The organism is Lysinibacillus sphaericus, assembly GCF_002982115.1.
Taxonomy (GTDB): domain Bacteria; phylum Bacillota; class Bacilli; order Bacillales_A; family Planococcaceae; genus Lysinibacillus; species Lysinibacillus sphaericus.
Genome location: NZ_CP019980.1, coordinates 551,967 through 574,550 on the forward strand (window position 1 = coordinate 551,967; position 22,584 = coordinate 574,550).

At 37.2% G+C, this 22,584-nt stretch carries 19 protein-coding genes and 1 riboswitch; of the genes, 15 read left to right on the forward strand and 4 right to left on the reverse strand.

Annotated features, from left to right (window positions below; all coding sequences use genetic code 11):
- Positions 1 to 95: 95 nt before the first annotated feature.
- The 3 genes from LS41612_RS02780 to LS41612_RS02790 all read right to left on the reverse strand — a co-directional run bounded on the left by LS41612_RS02780 (position 96) and on the right by LS41612_RS02790 (position 6,185).
- A complete protein-coding gene (locus LS41612_RS02780) occupies positions 96 to 3,272 on the reverse strand; it encodes a non-ribosomal peptide synthetase family protein (RefSeq protein WP_024363939.1) in 3,177 nt (1,058 codons plus the stop codon).
- 184 nt (positions 3,273 to 3,456) lie between these two features.
- The gene (locus tag LS41612_RS02785; protein ID WP_024363940.1) at positions 3,457 to 5,205 is read right to left on the reverse strand and encodes a methyl-accepting chemotaxis protein; all 1,749 of its coding nucleotides are present in this window, start codon (positions 5,203 to 5,205) and stop codon (positions 3,457 to 3,459) included.
- Positions 5,206 to 5,708: 503 nt separating this feature from the next.
- Entirely contained in the window at positions 5,709 to 6,185 is a 477-nt protein-coding gene (locus LS41612_RS02790) for a hypothetical protein (RefSeq protein ID WP_024363941.1), read from the reverse strand.
- Between the two features lie 170 nt (positions 6,186 to 6,355).
- On the opposite strand from LS41612_RS02790, the gene LS41612_RS02795 reads away from it, so the two are divergent.
- The 14 genes from LS41612_RS02795 (at position 6,356) to LS41612_RS02860 (ending at position 20,129) form a co-directional block, all read left to right on the forward strand.
- Positions 6,356 to 7,693 (forward strand): AAA family ATPase, encoded by a 1,338-nt coding sequence (locus LS41612_RS02795; protein WP_024363942.1) that lies wholly within the window; start codon positions 6,356 to 6,358, stop codon positions 7,691 to 7,693.
- The gene (locus LS41612_RS02800; protein WP_024363943.1) at positions 7,686 to 8,420 is read left to right on the forward strand and encodes a hypothetical protein; all 735 of its coding nucleotides are present in this window, start codon (positions 7,686 to 7,688) and stop codon (positions 8,418 to 8,420) included. The genes LS41612_RS02795 and LS41612_RS02800 overlap by 8 nt, the downstream gene beginning before the upstream one ends.
- A 327-nt stretch (positions 8,421 to 8,747) precedes the next feature.
- Positions 8,748 to 9,257 carry an RNA polymerase sigma factor gene (locus LS41612_RS02805; protein WP_024363944.1) on the forward strand — a complete coding sequence of 170 codons (510 nt, stop codon included), beginning with the start codon at positions 8,748 to 8,750 and terminating at the stop codon, positions 9,255 to 9,257.
- Positions 9,257 to 9,661, forward strand: coding sequence for a hypothetical protein (locus LS41612_RS02810; RefSeq protein ID WP_024363945.1), 405 nt, complete (start codon positions 9,257 to 9,259; stop codon positions 9,659 to 9,661). The genes LS41612_RS02805 and LS41612_RS02810 overlap by 1 nt, the downstream gene beginning before the upstream one ends.
- A 123-nt stretch (positions 9,662 to 9,784) precedes the next feature.
- On the forward strand, positions 9,785 to 10,339 hold the full coding sequence (locus tag LS41612_RS02815) for a hypothetical protein (RefSeq protein ID WP_024363946.1): 555 nt from the start codon (positions 9,785 to 9,787) through the stop codon (positions 10,337 to 10,339).
- 191 nt (positions 10,340 to 10,530) lie between these two features.
- The gene (locus LS41612_RS02820) at positions 10,531 to 11,820 is read left to right on the forward strand and encodes a glycoside hydrolase family 18 protein (RefSeq protein WP_024363947.1); all 1,290 of its coding nucleotides are present in this window, start codon (positions 10,531 to 10,533) and stop codon (positions 11,818 to 11,820) included.
- Between the two features lie 125 nt (positions 11,821 to 11,945).
- Complete coding sequence (locus LS41612_RS02825) at positions 11,946 to 14,174, forward strand: YcdB/YcdC domain-containing protein (RefSeq protein WP_024363948.1); 2,229 nt, start codon at positions 11,946 to 11,948, stop codon at positions 14,172 to 14,174.
- A 133-nt stretch (positions 14,175 to 14,307) separates the two neighbouring features.
- On the forward strand, positions 14,308 to 14,775 hold the full coding sequence (locus tag LS41612_RS02830; RefSeq protein WP_024363949.1) for a YusW family protein: 468 nt from the start codon (positions 14,308 to 14,310) through the stop codon (positions 14,773 to 14,775).
- Between the two features lie 195 nt (positions 14,776 to 14,970).
- Positions 14,971 to 15,405: a MarR family winged helix-turn-helix transcriptional regulator gene (locus LS41612_RS02835; protein ID WP_024363950.1), complete on the forward strand. Its 435-nt coding sequence runs from the start codon at positions 14,971 to 14,973 to the stop codon at positions 15,403 to 15,405.
- Positions 15,406 to 15,456: 51 nt separating this feature from the next.
- Positions 15,457 to 16,440 carry a ring-cleaving dioxygenase gene (locus LS41612_RS02840; RefSeq protein ID WP_024363951.1) on the forward strand — a complete coding sequence of 328 codons (984 nt, stop codon included), beginning with the start codon at positions 15,457 to 15,459 and terminating at the stop codon, positions 16,438 to 16,440.
- Positions 16,441 to 16,550: 110 nt separating this feature from the next.
- Positions 16,551 to 17,168 (forward strand): nitroreductase family protein, encoded by a 618-nt coding sequence (locus LS41612_RS02845; RefSeq protein ID WP_024363952.1) that lies wholly within the window; start codon positions 16,551 to 16,553, stop codon positions 17,166 to 17,168.
- A 63-nt stretch (positions 17,169 to 17,231) separates the two neighbouring features.
- Positions 17,232 to 17,774 (forward strand): NADPH-dependent FMN reductase, encoded by a 543-nt coding sequence (locus LS41612_RS02850; RefSeq protein ID WP_024363953.1) that lies wholly within the window; start codon positions 17,232 to 17,234, stop codon positions 17,772 to 17,774.
- 291 nt (positions 17,775 to 18,065) lie between these two features.
- Entirely contained in the window at positions 18,066 to 19,430 is a 1,365-nt protein-coding gene (locus tag LS41612_RS02855; RefSeq protein WP_029747361.1) for a sensor histidine kinase, read from the forward strand.
- A 6-nt stretch (positions 19,431 to 19,436) separates the two neighbouring features.
- Positions 19,437 to 20,129 carry a response regulator transcription factor gene (locus LS41612_RS02860; protein ID WP_024363954.1) on the forward strand — a complete coding sequence of 231 codons (693 nt, stop codon included), beginning with the start codon at positions 19,437 to 19,439 and terminating at the stop codon, positions 20,127 to 20,129.
- Between the two features lie 317 nt (positions 20,130 to 20,446).
- Here the strand turns inward: LS41612_RS02860 and LS41612_RS02865 are convergent, their stop codons facing one another.
- Entirely contained in the window at positions 20,447 to 21,043 is a 597-nt protein-coding gene (locus LS41612_RS02865; RefSeq protein WP_024363955.1) for a YdhK family protein, read from the reverse strand.
- A 152-nt stretch (positions 21,044 to 21,195) separates the two neighbouring features.
- Positions 21,196 to 21,389, forward strand: a riboswitch (cobalamin riboswitch).
- A 148-nt stretch (positions 21,390 to 21,537) separates the two neighbouring features.
- Between LS41612_RS02865 and LS41612_RS02870 the strand changes: the two genes are divergently transcribed.
- Positions 21,538 to 22,584 (forward strand): FecCD family ABC transporter permease, encoded by a 1,047-nt coding sequence (locus tag LS41612_RS02870; RefSeq protein WP_024363956.1) that lies wholly within the window; start codon positions 21,538 to 21,540, stop codon positions 22,582 to 22,584.

Genomic DNA, 22,584 nt, shown 5'->3' on the forward strand with positions numbered 1-22,584 from the left:
TCTAAAAAAGACAAAGGGCATCAAGAGAGTGACATCTTGATGCCTTTTGACGTACGCTTCAGCCAAGGAATAGCAGCGGAATGTTTATTAAATTCCTACATTATCGTACTTGTAACAGGCGTTGGCTCAGGGAAATAACCTAATTGAATGCCATAGCCAATCATTGTACGGATAAAGGCTGGATTAGGCTCTGCGCATGTAATATCCGTATGCTTTAAAAAGTCCTGTGTTTTATCACTATTCATTCTAAATGGTGAATCGCTTGGGCCATCACCGTCAAGCTGTGCAATGGCTAATGATAAATAATCTTGTAGTTCTTCTGGATGCTCCGAGTGTAATAGCCAATCTTCATATTCTTTCACCGTAACAATTTCTAACGCATAGCCCATATCTTTGATAGCCTCAACAAAATCGAGATAAAGTAACGGTACCGGGTTACATAGATGGAATATGTGCCCGTTTGATTTTGGCTGACGGGCTAGTGCTACAAGTGCTTGGCTTGCATAATTAATTGGCGTAAAATCGACATGCCAATGAGCTGACGGGGTTTTTCCTAAGTAAAGCATTGATTTTACCAGACGATAAAATGCATTATCTTCTATATTGCGTTGGAATTTCCCTGTCTGTGAATGACATGTTAAATTGCCAACACGATAAATTGAGACAGGAATACTATCATTCACTGCATTTCTAACGAGATTTTCAGCATCTAACTTACTTTGGTTATAGACATTTGAAAGTGCAACATTGTAATCGAAATCACCAAGTGCTTGTTTGTCTCCCCATTGCGTTGCCGCAAGCTCCTCAGGGATACCTATTGTTGAAACATAATGGAAATGTACACCCATTTTACATTTAGCAAGCTCCAGCAAGTATCTAGTGCCTTGCACATTGACATCGTTAAAATGACTTGCTGCTCCGAAATGTCTTACATCTGCACCGCAATGAATTATAGCGTCGATTTTTTCAGTAAGAAGCGCGTGGTCTTTAGCAGATAAATCAAGTTTTGCCTTACTTAAATCGCCTTGGATGACCGTCACTCGTTTTTGCAGCATCGGGATAATAGCATGTCCAAAATAAAATAACATGCTATCTTTTAATTTTTCATCAGGCGTTGTCTGTGCACTTTGTCGAATTAAACAATAAACATGTGCGTTCGTATTCATTAAAAGCTCATATAACACATGACTACCTAAATAACCTGTTGCGCCAGTTAACAGTACCGTTTTCATCGCTAGAGGTGTGACATTGTGAGCAGTAATAAGACGGCTTGGTTCCATTAAATCTTTCCGTACTAAATCAGTTTTTGGCTGGGATACCTCATTTGTTTCAGGCTGATAAGTACTAATATAATAATCTAATTCAGCAATCGTATGGTATTGGAAAAAGTCTTGAATTTTTAAAAATGGAATATGTTTTTTCACTTGTACTAAAATCTCAAGTATTTTTAAAGAATGTCCACCGATATGAAAGAAGTTATCGTGAATGCCGACACGTTCAACATCTAGCACTTGCTCCCAAGCACTGGCTAGTAGCTGCTGTATTGTATTTTCAGGCGCATCATAACGACTTGGTAGCGGTGTTGTTACCTCCAGGGCAGCTAATTGCTTTCGATCAATTTTGCCAGTAGGAGATAATGGCATTTCCTGCACTTCAAGTAAACGTTCAGGCACCATATAGTCTGGTAAAAGATCTGCTAAATAATGTCGAAGTGCTTCCTGTTCCACCTTCATACCACCGAATACCGTGTAATAGGCAAACAAGCTATTATTGCCATCGTCCTTTTTTTTGGCAAGGATTACAGCCTCTTGGATGTTAGGGTGATTACTTAACACCGTTTCAATTTCCCCAAGCTCAATGCGGAAACCGCGCACTTTGATTTGAGAATCTTTGCGTCCTACAAATTCAATTACGCCACTTGGCAATAAACGAGCTAAATCACCTGTTCGATACATCAACTTCCCAGATTTAGTGGACAAATGTGGGACAAACGCTTCAGCAGTTTTTTCAGGCTGATTTAAATAGCCAGCAGCTAGTCCTGCGCCAGCAATATAAAGTTCACCTGCTTCATTGGCAGGGCATAGCTGACCGTAGGTATTAATAATATACATCTCATAATTGGCAATCGGTTTGCCAATTGGAATACTAGCATGATGTTCGATAATTGTATCCGGTACTTTGTAATACGAGGATAGCACGGTACATTCTGTCGGTCCATATACATTGATGATTGCAGTAGTCGTGCCGAATTTTTCACGCCACTTTTGTATAACCGCAGGCATAAGGGCTTCCCCACCTACAGACAAATATTTAAGAGATGATAATTGATATTGGTAATCGCTGGAGAGATGCGTTGCAAGCTGCGTAAAGAATGCATTTGGAATAGTGGCTGTTGTCACTTTTTCCCTTGCAATCATCTCAGCGAATGCTTCAATCGATATGCGTTCCATACTTGTAAGCATATGTAATCGAGCGCCAGAAAAGAAAGCAGTAAATGTTTCCGTGACGGATGGATCAAAACTATAGGAGATAAATTGCGAAAAAACATCATTTTTACTTGCTTGGTAGATTCTTTGATTATCAGTAATTAAGTTAATCACAGATTCATGCTTTAGCATGACGCCTTTTGGCTTGCCTGTCGAGCCAGATGTATAAATAATATAGGCTAAATCGGCAGGGCTGAGATCAATGTAAACATTGTCTTTTGGGAATGTGATTTCCATGCGATTCAGTGTAAACACTGTACGACATTGAAAATCGTTATGTAATAAATTAGTAAGTAACGCTGTATGTTCTTCTTTTATTAATATGAATGGTGCTCCTGAATCATTTAAAAGGTATTGACAGCGTTCTTTTGGATAGCTCGGATCTATTGGAACGTAAATACCTCCTGCTTTTAGAACGCCAAGTAAACTGATAACAGTATCCTGACTACGTTCCATAACAATAGCTACTTTGTCGCCCTTTTGGAGACCATTGTCTAGTAACATATGGGCAACTTGATTGGAGCGTTCATTGAGCTGACGATAGGTGATCCGACCACCATTAAAAGACAGGGCAATTCTTTCTGCGAATCGTTCCGCTGATTGATAAAATACACTAGGGATTGTTTGATCTTTCGCATAAAAGGCTTTTGTTTGATTTAAAACTTGATATAATACTTTATCTTCCTCTGTTAACAGTTGTGTACAATTGGATGGTAACGTCTGTTGTTCTTGGGTGTTTGTTTGATAATGTGCTGTAAATAAATCAAGGTCTCGTTTTAATTTCAATCATAACAACTCCTATTTTTGAAAGTAGGGGATTGTTCCCCTTTAGTGCAATTAGAAGTAACTTTATTATTGATAGGATTAGACATTGCTATTTTTTCTTATTAAACAGCCTTGCCGATGTTTTTGCATCGACAAGGTTGTGGGATTACTTGCTCTTTGTTTATTTTCAGTGCTTTCATTACATCTATTTTACAATAAATGTATTTACAACAGTTAATAATTCACCTGATAAATCAGATAATACTTGTGCTTCTTCTGAAACTCTTTGCACGGTATTTAGCTGACTAGCGGATGTTTCGGCTACTGCTCTTGTATTGTCTCGAGAACTTACTGAGAAGTGTTCCATATCTTGAACAGCTGAAGTAACTTCTTCCATACCTGCTGCCATTTCTTCAATCGTTGCTGATAATTCTTGAATTTGCCCTGTAACATGGTGAATTGAAGTTAAAATTTGGCTAAATGATTTTTCGGAATCATTAATCATAATTAAGCCATTATCCACTTCTTCTACAGCATGTATCATGACCTTTACAGATTCATTTGTATCTTGTTGAATACGAGTAATGAGCGTAGAAATTTCTCTTGCCGAAGCTTCTGATTGTTCGGCTAGCTTCCTCACTTCATCGGCAACAACAGCAAAGCCACTTCCTGCTTCGCCTGCGCGAGCAGCTTCAATCGCAGCATTTAATGCAAGCAGATTTGTTTGGGAAGCGATACCTGTGATAATGCCGACGATTTCTTCGATTTTGCCGGAATGTTCACCAAGCATTTTTACAGATGATGCGGAATGATTAACTGCCTTACTAATAGCATTCATTTGGGCTACAGATTTGCTTGTTGAATCATTACCTTTTTCAGCTTCTTCCGATGCTAAAATAGAAGATTCAGAAATTTGATTGGATGTCATAGCAATGCGTTGAATACCAATACTCATTTCCTCAATTGTAATAGAACTTTCTTTAGCTTTTTGCACTTGTATATCAGCACCACTAGCAATTTCTTGCATTGACGAAGCTACATTATTGTATGAATCTGTTGCTTCTTGCATATTGCTTGATAAAACTTGTGCAGAGTTTGAAACACGTGAAGAAACATTTGTTGCACTTTTAATAACAGTTTTTAAGCTGTCAATCATAACATTGAAATTAGTTGTTAGTACGCCAATTTCATCATTTGAGTGAACAGGTAACGCTTCAAGCTCTAGGTTACCTTCCGCAACTTTTTTGGATTGTAAAGATAGCTGTTGGATAGGTGTTAGCTTCTTTCTTAATAGTGTATAAACCACGATAGAAGAACCAATTAGGAATAGTACAGTTATTAACAGAATCCATAATGCTTCTGATAATGCTTTAGCATTTACCATAGATACATCATAATCAATGGCGTAAGCAGCTACAACGGAACCATCTTTATCTAAAATCGGCGTAAGACCTGTTTTATAGCTTCCAAACTCATCTTTATAAATATCTGTAGCTGTTGCTTCTTTTGTTTCAAATACTTCTTTTATTCTTGCAAGAAAATCTGGGGAAAGTCCCATGGCAACCATGTCTTGGTTATACTCTGCACCTACTTCAAGTACGCTTGTGGAAAGAACCGGTGCGTTAATATTTTCACCATCTACTGTAATAAGAAAGAGATTGGTAATAATGTCTGATTCCTCGTTAATGGCATCCATTTCCTTCGTTAAATGTAGGACATCATTATTGTCAGCATTTGGGCTTTCTAGTACGGATTTTAATGTCTTTTGGTCTATTGTCTTAGACAAAATCATCCCTTTATCATAGAGCGATTGGTCCATATCTTTTAAATTACTGTTTTTCACTATATAATAGGCAAATCCCGTAGTAACTAGCCCAAATAATAGTAAAATACTAACCATGATGACGGTTAATTTCTTGCTAATCGACATTTGCTGTTTCTTATTTTTCTTCATATCTCTTCCTCCTAAAATTGTATACAAGACATATTTCAAGCGAAAAAGGGACGGCCGATAATACGAAAGTCAAATGTAATGGGAATAGTACAATGTTACAATTGACTGTTATGATATTCAAATATATGGAATTACCTTATACTTTTTATCATTATTTCTTTGATTGTAAAATAATCCATTCATCCCCTAACATTAATCAACTATACTGCCAAAAAATACGATTCACAACCCAAAAATCCTCCTATTTAAAGTGTGAAATTTCGGTGAGCGAAATGTTTTATAGTGTTTTTATATCAATGTTTATAGGTGTATATGCACATAATTAATAGAAAATATAATAATAATAGTATATTTTGTTTCTGGGACTAGCTGCTAAAATAAAGTGTTTATTATTCTGGACAAATATTATAACCAACATATGCGAAAAAATTGTTGGTGGTCATTGTTATGTAAAATTAAAGGCTTTCCATTTGTTCATTGCTGAACTGATGGAAAGCCCTTTTTTATCTTGGATTACCAAATATGCCAGGTAAAATATCAGAAATACCTGGAGGTGTTAAACGAGGGAATCCTGGTAATTGCCCGCCTGGGAATGGCTGCGGTGGATATGGACGTGGTGGATATGGTTGCGGCGGATGCGGATATGGTGGATACGGTTGCGGTGGGTACGGTTGTGGCGGATGTGGACGAGGAGGAGGATATGGTGGCGGGTAAGGGGATGGATAAGGAGGTGGATAAGGTGGCGGATATGGTGGAGGATATGAGCCAGGAGGCAAACCTGTCCCTGCTGCGGCAATTTGATTAACATCAACTGTAATAATTTGTCCAGAATCTAGCTGAATTTCTGCAGTTCTTCCGTCTTTTCCAAATGTTCGAATTAAAGTACCAGAATAAGTACCAGTAGGGAGTGTAACCCATATTTTCATTCCAGGTCGGAATTGCTGATTAAAATCTTCAGGGGCTAATCTTGGATAGACCAATAGAACACACCTTTCTTCATTTTTCTTTTCTAACATATGTCCCATATTATCTTTGTCATAGGCATATGGCATAAGACGAATTAGAAAGTATAGGCATTATCGCACTATTTGTTATAAAATATATCGATTTTAATTATAATAGGAAGAAATGACTGAAAAGGATGTTTGAAATGGCAATTATCAAAATGAAAAAAATAAAGATACAAAATTTAAGAAATGTACGCAATGGTGAGCTCACAATAGCGGTGAATTTTGCTTCGCTTATGACAGCGAATGTAGTGGGGGTATATGGGCAGAATGGTTCAGGGAAAACAACCATTGTCGATGCATTTAGTTTGTTGAAGACCATTATTTCTGGGTGGATTGCTGAAGTGAAATTGCCATCAGAAGATAAACGATTAATTATGGCAGGGGAAAAAACTGCTAGTCTGGATTTTGAATTTCTAGTGGACAACCAATTCGGCACATTTTTTGTCAACTATTCCGTAACATTGCAAGAAGATGAAAAACGACTGTTCATAATTGCGGAACGCTTGACTTACAGGGAAGATGAAAAAGGAAAACGCTCAAAAGTGTTAGTAAGTGTTGCAGATGAGGATGTTCAAATTCGAAAAAGCTCTTTACGAGATATGAGTGAAAAGATCCGTATAAAGACGCTTGTTGTTCAACAATTAGCACGAAAACAATATATGTCTTTTGTCTTCCATAAGGATTTAAAGCCGTTGCTACAAGAAAAGCTATCAGATTTAGAAATGGAATTGCTTCATAATATAGCAGTCGACTTTAATCGGGACTTACATGTTATTAATAACCAAAATATTGCACCTTTATTTGAAGAGCGTATTATGCCTTTTAGTATTCATTTAGAAAAAACGCGGGGCTCGATTCCTTATGATTTGAAAGGACCAGCATTATTGCCAGAGAATGCTTTCAATGTGTTATGTGAAGTCATAGAGCAAAGCAACCAAGTACTATCGACCATCATTCCAGGGCTAACGATTAAAATTCACGTTATTACAGAGCAATTATTAGATAACGGTGAAAAAGGCATACGTTTTGAGTTTTTATCCAAACGGGGTGAGCGGGAATTACCGTTACGAACTGAATCGGAAGGAATATTGAAAATCATTGCTGTGCTTAGCGTTTTAATAGCTGTTTATAATAATCCGACTGCATGCGTCGTAATCGATGAATTAGATTCGGGTGTATTTGAATATTTGTTAGGTGAGTTGTTAACAGTGATTGATGAGGGCGGAAAAGGACAGCTTATTTTCACGTCCCATAATTTACGTGTGTTAGAGGTGCTTGCCATTAAAAATTTATGGTTTACAACAACAAATGAGGATGATCGATATATGCAGCTAAAGGGCATTAAAGAGGTCAATAATGCGCGAGATGTCTATTTGCGTGCGATACAGCTTGGCGGACAGGATGAGGAAGTGTATAAAGAAACGAAAACGTTCAAAATAAAACGTGCTTTTAGAAAAGCTGGTGTGCAACATGACTAGAAAAGTACTATTAGTTATTGTTGAAGGTCAAACGGAGCAAATCATTTTAGAAGATTTTTTGGATGAACATTTTTCTGATTCGACGATTCGCTTTGATGTACAGCGAGAGGATATTTTGACGAAGTGGGATGCAAAAAAGAGAATCCCCAACATTAAAAATAGTGTTAGCCGAGTCATTCATAACTATCTTGAAAAGTATAAGTTTTTAGCAAAAGATTTAACGGCGGTCATTCATATTACAGATGCAGATGGTTGTTTTATCGCCCCAGAGTTTGTCAAAATCAAATCAGATATGGAGCAAAATTTATTTTACACAGAGGATGCCATTTTAGTAAAAACAGAGAGGCGTAAAGAGCAAATCGAACAGCGTAATGAAATGAAAGCGAATAACGTAAAGATTTTGCTTGCCAATGACCATTTTAGTATTAATCGTTTAAAAGTACCGTATCAACTTTTTTATTTTGCTACAAATTTAGAGCATGTGTTATGGGATGAGCGCAATGAAGTTGCAACAGAAAAAGTGCAGAAAGCAGATGAATTTATGGACAATTTATCGGGCTCTATTAAAGAATATCTTGTGGAGTTTTTGCCTGTTGATGGAACATTAACTTATAGGGAAAAGATGAAAGAAAGCTGGGCGCACTTAACGAAGGGTTGTAACTCATTGCAACGAGGTACAAATGTGCCGTTATTATTTGACATGATTACGTCCAATGTAGGTGACTAATGGACAAAAAGGCTGGGACATAACTAAAGAAAATTAAGGAACAGAGGAAAGGTGTTCGTAAATTTTTGCTATTATGGGAACTTTGCTACTTGCAAAAAAATAGAAGTGTTCACTAGTTGTTGGTAGCGAAGGCGGTGACTCCTGCGGAAAGCACCACCGAAGCGGATAACAACGGCGTAGCGAAAAAGTGTTAGATTGATGGCAGTCAATCTAACACTTTTTCTCTTTTGTCCCACCCTTTTTCAATGAGCTAAAATTTTTATAAAATGTGTAACAAATATTGGATACTAACGACTTATTAAGGAATGTAGAAAGCGGGGTGAAGTATTGCATAAAAATCAATTACAGATTGAGCAACTATATGATGCCTATCATCGTGATGTCTACCATTTTGCGCTTTATTATACAAATAGCAAACAAGAAGCGGAAGATATTACGCAAGAAACTTTTTTAAAAGTACTTAAACAATTACATCACTTAAAGGATGGGGAGAAGGTAAAAACGTGGATTTTAACGATTGCACGGAATACAGCAGTAGATATACATAGAAAACAAAAGATTAAGCGTTTATTAACAGAGAAACTAACTAAACAGCCTATTTTAACAGAAGGCATAGAACCTCCTACTATAGTTGAAAAAAACGAGCAATGGCAAATTGTACAGCAAGCATTAATGACATTAAAGTCACATGATCGAACAATCATTATATGTCGTATGTTAAAGGATTACACAATTCAAGAAACAGCAGCTATTCTTGGTATTTCAGAAGTGAAGGTACGCGTTGACTTTCATCGTGCAATGGCAAGACTTCGTAAAAAAGTAGGGAGGAGAAATTGATGGAAGATCGTGAGTTATTTGATACATTAAAAAATCGTCCCGATATTGAGCCAGAGCAAGCATTTTCAAGTAGCCTACGTCGAGAGTTAGAAAACAATCCAAAATTAAAAACAAAAAAATTAACTGTTGCACCACTTCTCACAATCCCTATGACAATAGCTATTTTTGTTTTTTTATGGATGATTACTACAGGTCAAACGTTAGAAATAAGAAGTGCGGCATCACCTATTATCAGTCAAGAGAAAACAATGGTGTTTACTGGAGGGTTGTTTGTATTACTCTCCCTAGTGTTATTTATTATTTTTGTGTTTAGCAAGGGTTATACAAAAGGGAAACTGGTCTTTATAACATTTGCCTTGTCATTGTGTGTATGGGTGGGGAACCTAGTATACGCTAATTGGTAGCGTGTAGCTGAACCGATTGTAGTACCGTCTCAACGTGATACTTATGGATTTTTAGATAGAGACAGTGAAGTATTACTACCACTTTTCATTCGAGATATAGAACTTTGCGGGAGGGGAACGTTGATGAAAGATCCTTACAATAATTTATATAATGGGTTATGTTTTATTTTTTTAGACTTAAAATTTTTTGGACTACCTGACATTTTTCCTGATTTCTTTGGTTATATGTTTTTTGCTTATGGCATTCATTTATTGCCGTCAATTCGTAAATTGAAGTATTGGACGAGGAACTTTGCGATGGTTTTAACTGTATTGTCCTTTGTTGTGGAACTGGACCAATGGACGGGGACATTGCTGTTAGGACAAATCGGAGTACAGTTGCTGCAATTTTTATTGATACTTTTCATGTATTTTCTATTTCAACTGTTATTGCATATTCATGAAAATAAAGCTTTCGAGGCGAAAACATTTAGAACATATCAAATATATATGACGCTTATGCTATGTGGTTTTGTTATACAATCATTTGCTATTAACTTAGATGCCAATTTGCAAGAGGTGGCGCTTACTATAAGTATTCTACTACAGCTTATAGCTTTTATACTGTTCGTCTTTTATTGCCGTTCAGGTAGTAAATACTTTAAAAGCAAACAACAAAGTAATGTCCAATCATTTTAATAAATTGTTTGAGGGCCTGGCACTTCATGCTATTTACTTAATTGCTTGCCGGAAGAATTCAGAATTGTTTGAGTGCCTGGCACTAAATGGATTGCCCTACAAAGGTGCTTGCTTCTAGGTGACATGTTTTCTTGTTTTATATCATAAGCTTTATAGCTATGGTTTCATTACGTAAAAAGGAGGCAAATCGCATTCAAATACATGTTGTGCGGGCAGGGGAGTCCTTATATGGCATTGCACAGGCATATGGTACAACCGTTCAAAGTATAGTAGATGCCAACCAAATCCCAGATCCCAATCGATTAGTTGTTGGGCAAGCGCTCGTCATTCCAATCGTAGGGAGCTTTTATTATGTGCAGCCTGGGGACAGTTTATGGTCAATAGGGCAACGCTTCGGCATTAATTATTTAACGCTTGCTCAGGTCAATGGCATTCATCCAAACCAGATTTTATCAGTTGGTTTGCGTCTTTATATTCCGCCAGCACCGAAAACAAAAGCAGAGACTTTGGCATATTTAGAGCCAAGAGGAACAGCGGTAAGTGAGGCGCTATTAAGCCAAGCTAGAGAAGCATCGCCATATTTAACGTATCTTGCGTTATTTAGCTATGAGGCGCAGAGGGATGGGACACTAAAGAAGCCACCAATAAATGGTGTGACTGAAATTGCAAATGATACAGGTGCATCTCTGGCTATGGTTGTATCTAACTTGGAGAACTTCCAATTTAGCGGAGAACTAGCAAGAGATATATTCCAAAGTACTGCTGTGCAAGATGTACTTTTTGACAACATTCTTAATGAAGCGAAGCGCGTAGGAAGCATCAAAGATATTCATTTTGATTTTGAGAACTTACCAGCCGATCAACGAGAAGCGTATAACAATTTTTTAAGACGAGCAGTGAAGCGGTTCCATGCCGAGGGATATACGGTGTCGACAGCACTAGCACCGAAAACAAGTGCTAATCAGCGAGGTCCTTGGATTGAGGCACATGATTACAAAGCGCATGGGGAGATTGTGGACTTTGTATTGCTGATGACCTATGAGTGGGGCTATTCTGCGGGTCCACCAATGGCTGTTTCACCTATTAGGGAAGTGGAGGCTGTTGTGAAGTATGCTGTATCGGAAATGCCAGCAAGTAAAATTTTGCTCGGGCAAAATCTATATGGCTACGATTGGACATTGCCGTTTGTACAAGGGGGTCCGTATGCAGAGGCTGTAAGTCCGCAGAGGGCTATTGAGATTGCGAAAAAATATAATGCAGCGATTCAGTATGATTGGAATGCACAAGCACCTTTCTTTGACTATTACGACGAGCAAGGAAGAGCGCATGTAGTCTGGTTTGAAGATGCGCGATCGATTCAAGCGAAATTCAATTTAATTAAGCAGTACAAGCTTAGGGGTATAGGCTATTGGAAATTAGGACTACCGTTCCCGCAAAATTGGCTATTGATAGGTTCGAATTTTGATGTGGTGAAAAAATGACAATGATAGGGATAAGGATATACCCAATCTATTGCTCACCTAATTGGAAATAATCTGTAAATACTATTCCCTAATTTGGTAATATATTATATAATTATGGTAAATTGTAATTTAGGAGGGATATTTTGGGTAAATTTAAAAAGTTAGGAATTATCTTAACGTCTACTGCATTTTCTGTCGGGGTTCTTTCTCCAATGGCACAAGCTTCTGCTAATGTTAAGGATGCTCCAGAGAGAATTGAGATTCAAGTAGCCTCTACTGAAACAAAAGTAACAAAAAGCACACTTATTAAAAAATTACGTGAGCTTTTCCCAGAAAAGTTCGATTTTTTAACAGAAAATGATTTCCATACTGGAAGTGGCCATTATTATAACGATGATAAAACTGTTCGTTATGAATTGAGCTTCCATAAAACGGTGAATGGAAAAGATATCTATGGTAGCATCACATTTAAGGGCGATAATTTAGAACTTGAACACTTCTATTACCAGCCAGCGAATGTTGCAGATGCGCTCTATCCTGCAAAATATTCAAAAGAAGATGCACAAAAAATTGCTCAGGATTTCTTAAAGAAATTCCCGAATACAGCAAATTATAAGTTGCAAGAAGATGAATATGATTATATTAATGATTATAACTTCACTCGTCCATTATCAGAACCAATTACTTATTCCTATACGTATGCACCAACACAAAACGGTGTAGCAATAAGTGACCATTTCATTTCTATCGGCGTGCTTGCTAATGGAGAAGTTGTACAAGTATATCGCAACTCAGATGTATCTTCTAAAGCAACGTTCGATAGTATAGAAAAGAAAAAGAGTGAGCAAGATGTGCTTGCACAAATTCGTGAGAACTTTGATGTTGAGCTACGTTATTATGTAGACTATAATTTCCAATCTGAAAAACGCAATGTCAAACTAGTGTATGTGCCAACATCAAGCTTCTCTGGTGTAAATGCATTAACTGGTCAATGGCAAACAGCGAATGGTTTCGTATCGCAAGCACCAAAAGCAAAAGGTGTTGAAAAGCTTTCTTCAGAACAACTTGCCCCAAGAAAAAGCGGTATGAAACTTGATGAAGTTGAGGAATTTGCAAAGTCCTTCTTAAAAGTGGACCCTGATAAGGCGAAGTTGCAAATTGAGCTGATTGATGAAAGAGAAAATGAAAACGGTGAAACACTCTACTCTGTAAACTATATGTATAATTATGATAGAGGTGGCACTGGTGCGTCACTTGAAATTAACAAGGCAACTGGTGAAATTACTCAATTCTATGATGTACGTAGAGATTTCATGGTAACAGATAAAAATGCAGAAACAATTACTAAAGATGCTGCGATGGCAAAAGCAATCGACTACTTAAAAGAGTGGGCTCCGTCTTATATTCATAACTATGCAAAACCTTTAGATGATTTTGCTTATGATAGTTATGGTAAGCAATATAGCTTCTCCTTCCCACGCGTAGTCAATGGAATTGCTGTTGTTGGTGATGAAATTTATGTAAGCATCGGATCAGACGGTTCATTGCGCTCACTATCAATTAACCAACAGAAAATTGATAACTGGCCGGCTGTAAGTAAGGCTGTACCAGCAGATAAAGTGAAGGAAACATTTAGTAATGCATTAAAGTTAAAACTGCAGTACGCGAAGCAGGACAAAGAGGATAATAACCACTATGATTTAGTGTATGCACCGACTTATGAAGGTAGCCTTTTCAATCAAATTGATGCAACAACTGGCAAATGGGTGAATAGTGTGGGCGATTCAAATAGTAAACCACAAATTTCGCACCCAACGGCTGGACAGGAACTAAATTACTTATTAGCTCAAAATGTGTTGGAAGTAAAAGATCCAGCAAGTTTTAATGCTGATACATCTGTGACAAAAGGTGAGGCATTGAAAATTATGCTTAAATCATTAACTTATGGATATTTCGGACCATATGGAAATGAAGATGAAGCGCCTCAATCCTTTAGTAATATTGATGCGAAACATCCGTTATACGGAGTGGTTGAGCAAGCTGTAAGAATTGGTGTATTACAACCTGCAAATGAATTTGCTGTTGATGCGAAATTGACTCGTCAGGAACTTGCAGAATGGTATATCCGTGTATTACGTTTAGAAAGTGCTGCTAAGCATAGCGATATTTACAAATTAAACTTCGCAGATGCAAGCACTATCGACCCAGCGTATACAGGATATGTTGCATTAGCAAGCGCAATGGGGTTAATTGATGCACAGCAAAATAACTTTAATGCAACTGCAGAAGTAAGTTATGCTGATTTAGCTGTGTCGACACTTCGCTTAGCTCGTGCTATTCATGAAAATAATGCTAGTCGTAATTTCTACTAGGACAATTTGAATGGATTCTTCCATCTGTTTAGGATGGAGGAAAAGGGTATCTCTTGACTTGAAGAGATACCTTTTTGCCGTTTAATTGGAGCAGTTTTAGGGAAGAATAAATGTAAGAAAAGGAGTGAAGATAATGCGAATTTATAAAAATTTATTAGTATTCTCATTAGCGACAGGTTTACTTTATGGCTGTAACAAAGATGAGGTAAAAGACGTACCTGCAAATGCTCCAACTGAGCAAAATACGAATCAACAAGCTGGTGAAAATGTCACTGACCAAGTGCCTTTTAACTTTTTGGAATTTGCATTGGATGTCGATTATTCGCCAACAGAATCTTATGAGATTGAATATGAAAATAAGAAGAACGGTTTAGAAGTTAAATTGAAAGATGACCGCAACAATGAAAGAATACAAGGTGATGAGGCGTATACGAAGGTTGAACCATTATTGAAGCAACTAACTTTTGATTCAACAACACCGAATGATGAAGTAATTGAGCAGGTTATTAAAGTATTTAATATTAAAGATGATTACCAATCCATTGAGGTAGAAGTGGAGTTTGCGGATGGAACAGAAAAAGAGTTTAAACGGTTGAAGTAGTAGCTGTGCCTTATACAGTAATATGTATAGGGCTTTTTCTACGATTTGCAACGCCTTTGTAGAAATCAATTTAAGTCCATTTTAAATGCCAGAGGAGGGTTTTAAGATAAAAGGATTGCTAGCAGGATTTTTTTATGATATTATTATCTCGAATTAAAGATATTTAATTTCGAGGTAAATAGGAGAGTGCATCTTATGAAGGAAGAAAATCGTTATTTAAAAGCTTTTACGATTATGTTCCGTGCTTATCAATCTGTCCAGGATGCAGCCAAAAAAGATTTGCTTCAATATGATTTAAACCAAACTGAATTTGGGGTACTAGATTTTTTATATCACAATGGCGAACAGCCTATTCAAGTAATTGGTAAGAAAATTTTAGTTGCAAGTAGTAGTATTACGTATGTTATTGATAAGCTGGAGCAAAAAGATTATGTTTGTCGACGAGCTTGTGCTAATGATCGTCGTGTTACGTATGCAGTGTTAACAGATGAGGGACAGGTTTTAATGGATAGAATTTTTCCGCTCCATGAACAGAAGATAAATGAAATTTTTCAAATATTGGACCAGCAGGAGTTGGAAATAATGAATATGGCTTTAAAAAAGGTCGGTCTTAATGCCATTAATAAATAAAAAATTTTACACATATATCTCGATTTCGAGATAAATAGGAGGCTTTTAATTATGAATCATTTAAAAGGGATTCACCATGTAACAGCGATCACAAGTAGTGCTGAAGAAAATTATAAATTTTTCACGTATGTACTCGGAATGCGTCTAGTAAAAAAAACAGTCAATCAGGACGATATACAAACATATCACCTATTTTTTGCAGATGATAAGGGTAGTGCAGGTACAGATATGACATTCTTTGACTTCCCGAACATACCAAAAGGTGTACATGGAACAAATGAGATTTCCAAAACATCATTTCGAGTACCAACGGATGCAGCATTAGTTTATTGGGTAAAGCGCTTTGATCGCTTAAATATCAAACATACAGGCATTAAAGAACAGTTTGGTAAGCAAACCGTATCGTTTGTTGATTTTGACGATCAACAGTATCAACTGATATCTGACGAAAACAATAAAGGTGTTGCCGCAGGTACACCTTGGAAAGATGGTCCAATCCCGCTTGAATATGCCATTACAGGATTAGGGCCAATATTTGTACGTGTTGCGAATTTTACTTATTTTAAAGAAATGTTAGAAAAAGTAATGCTTTTCACAGAAATAGCAGCAGAAGGAGACTTCCATTTATTTGAGGTAGGAGAGGGAGGGAACGGTGCGCAAATCATTGTAGAATATAACACCATCTTACCTGTAGCTCGTCAAGGGTTTGGTACAGTGCACCATGCAGCATTCCGTGTAGCAGATCGAGCTGTTCTAGATGAATGGACAGAACGTTTAGAAAGCTTTGGCTTCAGTACGTCTGGTTACGTTAACCGTCACTTCTTTGAATCGCTCTATGCACGTGTAGCACCTCAAATTTTATTTGAATGGGCGACAGATGGACCTGGCTTTATGGGAGATGAACCTTATGAAACATTGGGAGAAAAATTATCATTACCACCTTTCCTAGAGCCTAAGCGCGCACAAATTGAAGAACTTGTTCGTCCAATTGATACTGTTAGAAGTACGATACCATTTGAGAAAGAATATGAATAATAACTTTCCCTTGTACAATATGCAAATTGGAAAGTAAATGCTAGTTAGGTCTTTGATTATGACTGTAGACAGTACTACCGAAGCAAAATGAATGACTGGAGGACGTCAGAATGGAGTTTACAAAGTTAATTGATAAACGTCGATCGGCAAATAATTTTATAGAGGGAATTACAATGACGGAGGAGGATATCCGTCCCATTTTAGAAGATGTTAAGCTTGCACCTTCAGCATTCAACTTGCAACACGCGGAATATATTGTTGTGTTAAATCAAGAATTAAAAGAAAAAGTACGTGAGGCTGCATATGGTCAATATAAAGTACATTCAGCGTCCGGTGTTATTTTAGTATTAGGAGATAAAGAAGCTTACAAGCAAACGGCTCATATTAGTCAAGGTATGGTTGATTTAGGTATGATTACAAACTGTGAGCTTGACAATCTTATAGACGATAATACAAAGTTTTACGAAGAACGTGGCGAAGTGTTTATGAAGGAAGATGCAATTCGTAATGCATCACTTTCGGCTATGCTCTTTATGTTAGCAGCTAAAAATCGTGGCTGGGATACATGTCCGATGATTGGCTTTGATCAACAACAAATGCGTGCACTATTCAATGTGCCAGCAACACATGAAATTGTACTAATGATGACAATCGGTAAGGAAAAGGAAAGTAGTAAGGGTTTAAGAGGGTATCGTAAACCTGTTGAAGAGTTTACTACCTATTATTAATGCAGTATAAAATATAAATGCTCAACCAATATTAAAAATAGTAACCACTTAGGAGGAAATATCGTGAAAGTAGTAGCAATCGTAGGTAGTATCCGTAAAGAATCTTATAATATGCAATTAGCAAAGTTTATGCAAAAACGTTATACAGAAAAGTTTGAACTAGAGGTATTAAGCTTACGAGATTTACCAATGTACGATCAAGATATTGAAAATGAAGCACCACAAACTGTCTTAGATTTCAAAGCAAAAGTAAAAGCGGCAGACGCGGTCCTATGGATAACACCAGAATATAACGGAACGGTGCCAGGGGTGATGGTAAACGCTATAGATTGGCTATCACGAGTGGATAAAGTAATGATTGGTAAACCATCCTTTATGATGGGAGCATCTATGGGGAACTTAGGAACGGTTAAAGCGCAATTACATTTACGTGATATTTTATTCTCACCTGGCATTAATTCACCATTGCTAAGTGGTAATGATGTTTATATTGGCGCTGTCCACACAAAATTTGATGCAGAAGGTAATTTAACAGATGAGGGGACTGTCAAATTCCTTGATTCAGTAATTGAAAACTTCTTAGATTGGGTTAAAAATTATATTTAATAAAAAAGAATGCTAATAAGTATAAGACATACTTATTAGCATTCTTTTTTAGGGTTGTTGGCATTGTACGGGCTCTAAAGAGTCATGCTTTTCCAGCAGGAATCGAGCAAAACGTACCTCCTATATATTTCTCTAATATATGGCTCATTCTTATTTGCATTAAGTACTACATATGGTGAAAAATCAATGAGCATGTAGTTTTTATTTTATACTATTTAATAGAAGTATCTTTCTTCTGCATAAAATCTTCACACTTACACGTTATCATTTTGAAATATAGGTGGTTACAGGATGAAAAAACTTTCACTAAAGCTTGGCATTATCTTTTTTATCACATTGTTTTGCATCGAAACATTTATGATGTTATTTTTGCATCTTTCTTTGACGAATTCGAGAGTTGATGAAGAACTAACAAACTTGCAGACAACGGGTAATTCGCATCGAAAGATATTGGAGCAAAATTTCGAAAAGGAAACGTTATCACATATAGTATTAATGGAATCCCGAGATAATACGGACGTTGTGATTGCAGATCGTGCTGGCAAAATTTTAGCTACTTCTTCGCCACACCTTGATATAAAAGCATATTTACAGAGGCTTGGAGCAAGTGTACCTTATGATGGTCAGGTGCTAGAGAACAATTGGCAAGATGAAAAGTATATAGCGACCGTTAGTCCAATTCAAAAACAGCAAAAGACCATTGGCTATGTTTTTATGTTCCAAAATACAGATTCTATCCATGCCTTAATGGAGCGATTAAATAAACACTTCCTAATTGTTGGGCTTGTGTCGGGATTGGTGACCATTGTAGTGATTATTGTGTTATCTAGAAAGCTTGCTCGTCCATTAATTGAAATGAAAGAAGCAACATTAAAAATGAGTAAAGGGGATTTTACAGTAGCCCTTTCAACGAATGGTCAAGATGAATTAAGTGATCTTGCGAATGCTATTCAACTATTATCTAATGACTTAAATCATTTACGAGAGGAAAGAAAGGAATTTTTATCGAGTATTGCTCATGAGCTGCGAACACCGATTACATTTATAAAAGGTTATACAGATATTCTTTATAAACGAGATTTATCGGAACGAGATCGTCAAAAGTATTTACGTATTATTATTGAGGAAACGAATCGATTATCAAGGTTAATAAAAGACTTATTTGATTTAGCAAAAATGGATGAAAATGCATTTGTTATAAACAAAGAATGTCTTCATATGGATGACTTTGTGGCAAGTATTGAGGCAAAGTTAAGACCTGCTTTCCATGAAAAACAAATTGACCTTTTTGTGCAATGTGAAGCGGGACTAACTTTATTGGCTGATACAATAAGGTTGGAGCAAATTTTTTTGAATTTGCTAAATAATGCGCTGACTTATTGTTCCTCAGGAGATTCGACTTTCTTACAAGTGGAAAGAAACAATCATTTCGTATCAATCATTATAAAAGATACCGGAAAAGGAATTCCGCAGAAGGATTTACCTTATATTTTTGAACGTTTTTATAGGGTTGATAAATCTCGTACGCGTGCCAATGGCGGTTTAGGATTAGGACTTGCCATTGTAAAGGAGCTCGTTCATGCACATGGAGGGGAAATTACCGTTGTTAGTGAGGAAAACAAAGGGACTACTTTTAAATTATTGTTTAAGGAGTAGGAACAAATGAAAACATTATTATTAATTGACGATGAACCAAGGATGTTAGAGTTACTTACCCTTTATCTTGAACCTTCTTTTCATTGCATTGCTAGGTCGTCTGTAAGAGATGCTTTAGAATATTTAGAAGAACATCATATAGATTTAGTGCTGTTAGATATTATGATGCCTGATATGGATGGCTGGCAAGTATGTCAGGAAATAAGGAAGTTTTGGGACGTACCGGTTATTATGCTTACGGCAAAAGGGGAACAGGCTGATATTATAAAAGGGCTAAATCTTGGAGCTGACGACTATATTTTAAAGCCTTTCGATGAGGAAGAATTGTTAGCGCGTATACAGGCTGTTTTAAGAAGAACAAAGGCTGAAGAAATCGTTATTAATTTCGAAGGGCTACGCTTAAATAAAGAATCTTTTGAGTTATCTTTTCACCAAGAGATGATTTCTTTAACGCCAAAAGAATTTTTGATGTTAGCGTTATTTCTTGATTATCAAAATAAAGTTTTCTCTAGAGAGCATTTAATCAACACTGTATGGGGATATAATGTAGCAATTGAAGACCGAACGATTGATTCACATGTCCGCAATTTACGGGATAAGCTTCGAAAAAGTGGCTTTCCAGTGGATGATTATTTACAGACAGTGTGGGGAATCGGCTATAAATGGCATAAAAGCGGTGACAAAAAGGTTTTAGAATGAGGCTGGGACATAACTAAAAAAATTTAAGGAACAGAGGAAAGGTGTTCATAAATTTTTGCTATATGGAGAACTTATCTTTTCTTGCTTTTGCAATAAATAAAAAATTAGAAGTGTTCACTAGTTGTTGGTAGCGGAAGCGGTGACTCCTGCTCAGAACAGCACACAATGTAAGACGTAACAGACCGCGCGTTAGCGAGGGTTGCGGCTTACGGTGCTGAGCGGAAAGCACCGCCGTAGCGGACAACAACGGCGTAGCAAAAAAGGTGTTAGATTGACTGCCTTCAATCTAACACCTTTTCTCTTTTGTCCCAACCTCATTATTTTGTCGCTAGCTCGCTATCAGTCACCCATTTATGATTTTTCATTTCTTCACCAGTAGTTGTTAAAGCAAAATCGACCATATAGACAGTCGTTTGTACGGCATCATCAATGCGTACAGTCGCATTTTCCATGCCTGTCATATGGGTAGCATCAGTTTTTACTTCTGATCCTGGTGATAAAGGTGCTTCACCTGGGTCGATTAATTCCTCATGAATCACCCATTTATGATTTTCAATTGTCTTACCACCAGTAGTAGGCTCAAATGAAATAATGTATGCTGTCGTATCGTAAGCGCCGACAATTGTCGCTTCGGCTCCTGTCATTCCTGACATATGGCCATCTGTAAGAATAGCCTTACTGCCGACAGGGAACTTTGGATTTTCGGCTGTTTTTAAAGTGGCTGGAACTTCACCAGAGCTTGAATGATTCATCATGGAATGATCCATTTCATCCCCATGATCCATCTCTTCGCCGTGCTCTGTTTTGTCGCTTTGAGCAGATTCTGACTTCGCTGTATTATCAGCACAAGCTGAAAGTATTAGTAAAGCAATTGCTGCTACTAACATTAGGAGCCGATTTTTATTTAATACCATATGAATTTCCTCCTTCGATTTGGATGTGTCTTTAATGTAGCAAGTAAATGTGCAGAAATGATGGATTTAGTTTGAAATGAGGAAAGATAGATTCCTAAATGAAGGAAATAATAGACTACGATAATGATGTATGATAGAATCGTCATAATTTTAAAATTTCAGATACTAATGGTGTGACGCTTGTAAACACGAGCATCACTTAAAAGGGAAGTCGGTGTAAATCCGACGCTGTCCCGCAACTGTAACGAGGAGTTCTATGATAGTGTAGCCACTGTTTTTAAATGGGAAGGCAATCGTAGATACGATGAATCGAAGCCAGGAGACCTGCCAGTTAGTTCATACCTGTAATGCCCACGAGGATGCAAGCAATTACGGACAATTGATGGATATTTCTCCTAATTTGTTTAGCTAAGGGTATTTCTATGCATGTATGCGTAGAATGCCCTTTTTTATTGCTTCGTCTTTATCATGATTGATAAGGAGTTCATAACCAAATGAATAAAAAATTTATGTTATTTTCTTTGACCCTTTTTCTAGTGCTCATTGCGTCTATGACAGTGGCCATTATGATTGGGTCTGTGTCAGTTACGCCGTTACATGTATGGAAGGTAATTGTTTCGAAAATGCCATTATTCCCTCATGTTATAGAGGAGGATTGGAGTCGATCGCAAGAGATTATTATATGGCAAATCCGTGTTCCTCGCGTGATTCTGGCGGCTGTTGTTGGTGCAGGCTTAGCGGTTGCTGGTGCTGCTGTTCAAGCACTAGTCCGTAATTCGATAGCCGATCCGTATATTTTAGGTATTTCTTCGGGAGCAACAGTGGGCGCAACGGCTGTCATTATTTTAGGGGCGTTTTCATTTTTAGGTATCTACGCCCTTTCAGTCTCTGCTTTTTTAGGCTCTTTTATGGCAATTGTCTTAGTATTTTTGTTGTCGCGTGTAGGAGGACGTATTTCGATTTTTCGCCTTTTACTAGCGGGGATGGCGGTGTCCTTTATCTTATCTGCCACTTCGAATTTTATGTTAATGATGTCTAAGGAAGAGGGCGGGATTAAAGCCGTTATGTATTGGATGTTAGGCAGTCTCGCAGGAGCAAAATGGAGTAATTTATTTATTCCAGTCATTGTCTTTTTTATCGTATTTGGGTTGTTGTGGCTATACTATCGAAATCTGAATTTATTACTACTTGGGGAAGAAGCAGCCGTCACGTTAGGGGTAAATCTTCAACAGTTTCGCATACAGCTAATAGTACTCGTATCTTTACTGACAGGTGTGCTCGTTGCAGTAAGTGGGTCCATCGGGTTTGTTGGTTTAATTATTCCGCATATCGTACGCTTGTTAGTTGGCTCTAATTATCAACATGTTATCCCCATAAGTGCATTGTTAGGGGGAATTTTTCTAGTTTGGGCTGATGCGTTAGCGCGTGTATTAATAGCCCCAGAAGAAATGCCGATTGGCATTATTACTGCTTTTTGTGGGGGACCGTTTTTCATTTGGCTACTACGTCGAAACAATTATTCATTTGGTGAAGGGGATTAA

Coding starts and splice junctions, on each gene's coding strand:
- LS41612_RS02785 (WP_024363940.1), bottom strand. CDS start 5,205: ATGAAGAAAAATAAGAAACAGCAAATGTCGATTAGCAAGAAATTAACC.
- LS41612_RS02795 (WP_024363942.1), top strand. CDS start 6,356: ATGGCAATTATCAAAATGAAAAAAATAAAGATACAAAATTTAAGAAAT.
- LS41612_RS02800 (WP_024363943.1), top strand. CDS start 7,686: ATGACTAGAAAAGTACTATTAGTTATTGTTGAAGGTCAAACGGAGCAA.
- LS41612_RS02810 (WP_024363945.1), top strand. CDS start 9,257: ATGGAAGATCGTGAGTTATTTGATACATTAAAAAATCGTCCCGATATT.
- LS41612_RS02815 (WP_024363946.1), top strand. CDS start 9,785: ATGAAAGATCCTTACAATAATTTATATAATGGGTTATGTTTTATTTTT.
- LS41612_RS02830 (WP_024363949.1), top strand. CDS start 14,308: ATGCGAATTTATAAAAATTTATTAGTATTCTCATTAGCGACAGGTTTA.
- LS41612_RS02835 (WP_024363950.1), top strand. CDS start 14,971: ATGAAGGAAGAAAATCGTTATTTAAAAGCTTTTACGATTATGTTCCGT.
- LS41612_RS02840 (WP_024363951.1), top strand. CDS start 15,457: ATGAATCATTTAAAAGGGATTCACCATGTAACAGCGATCACAAGTAGT.
- LS41612_RS02845 (WP_024363952.1), top strand. CDS start 16,551: ATGGAGTTTACAAAGTTAATTGATAAACGTCGATCGGCAAATAATTTT.
- LS41612_RS02855 (WP_029747361.1), top strand. CDS start 18,066: ATGAAAAAACTTTCACTAAAGCTTGGCATTATCTTTTTTATCACATTG.
- LS41612_RS02860 (WP_024363954.1), top strand. CDS start 19,437: ATGAAAACATTATTATTAATTGACGATGAACCAAGGATGTTAGAGTTA.
- LS41612_RS02865 (WP_024363955.1), bottom strand. CDS start 21,043: ATGGTATTAAATAAAAATCGGCTCCTAATGTTAGTAGCAGCAATTGCT.
- LS41612_RS02870 (WP_024363956.1), top strand. CDS start 21,538: ATGAATAAAAAATTTATGTTATTTTCTTTGACCCTTTTTCTAGTGCTC.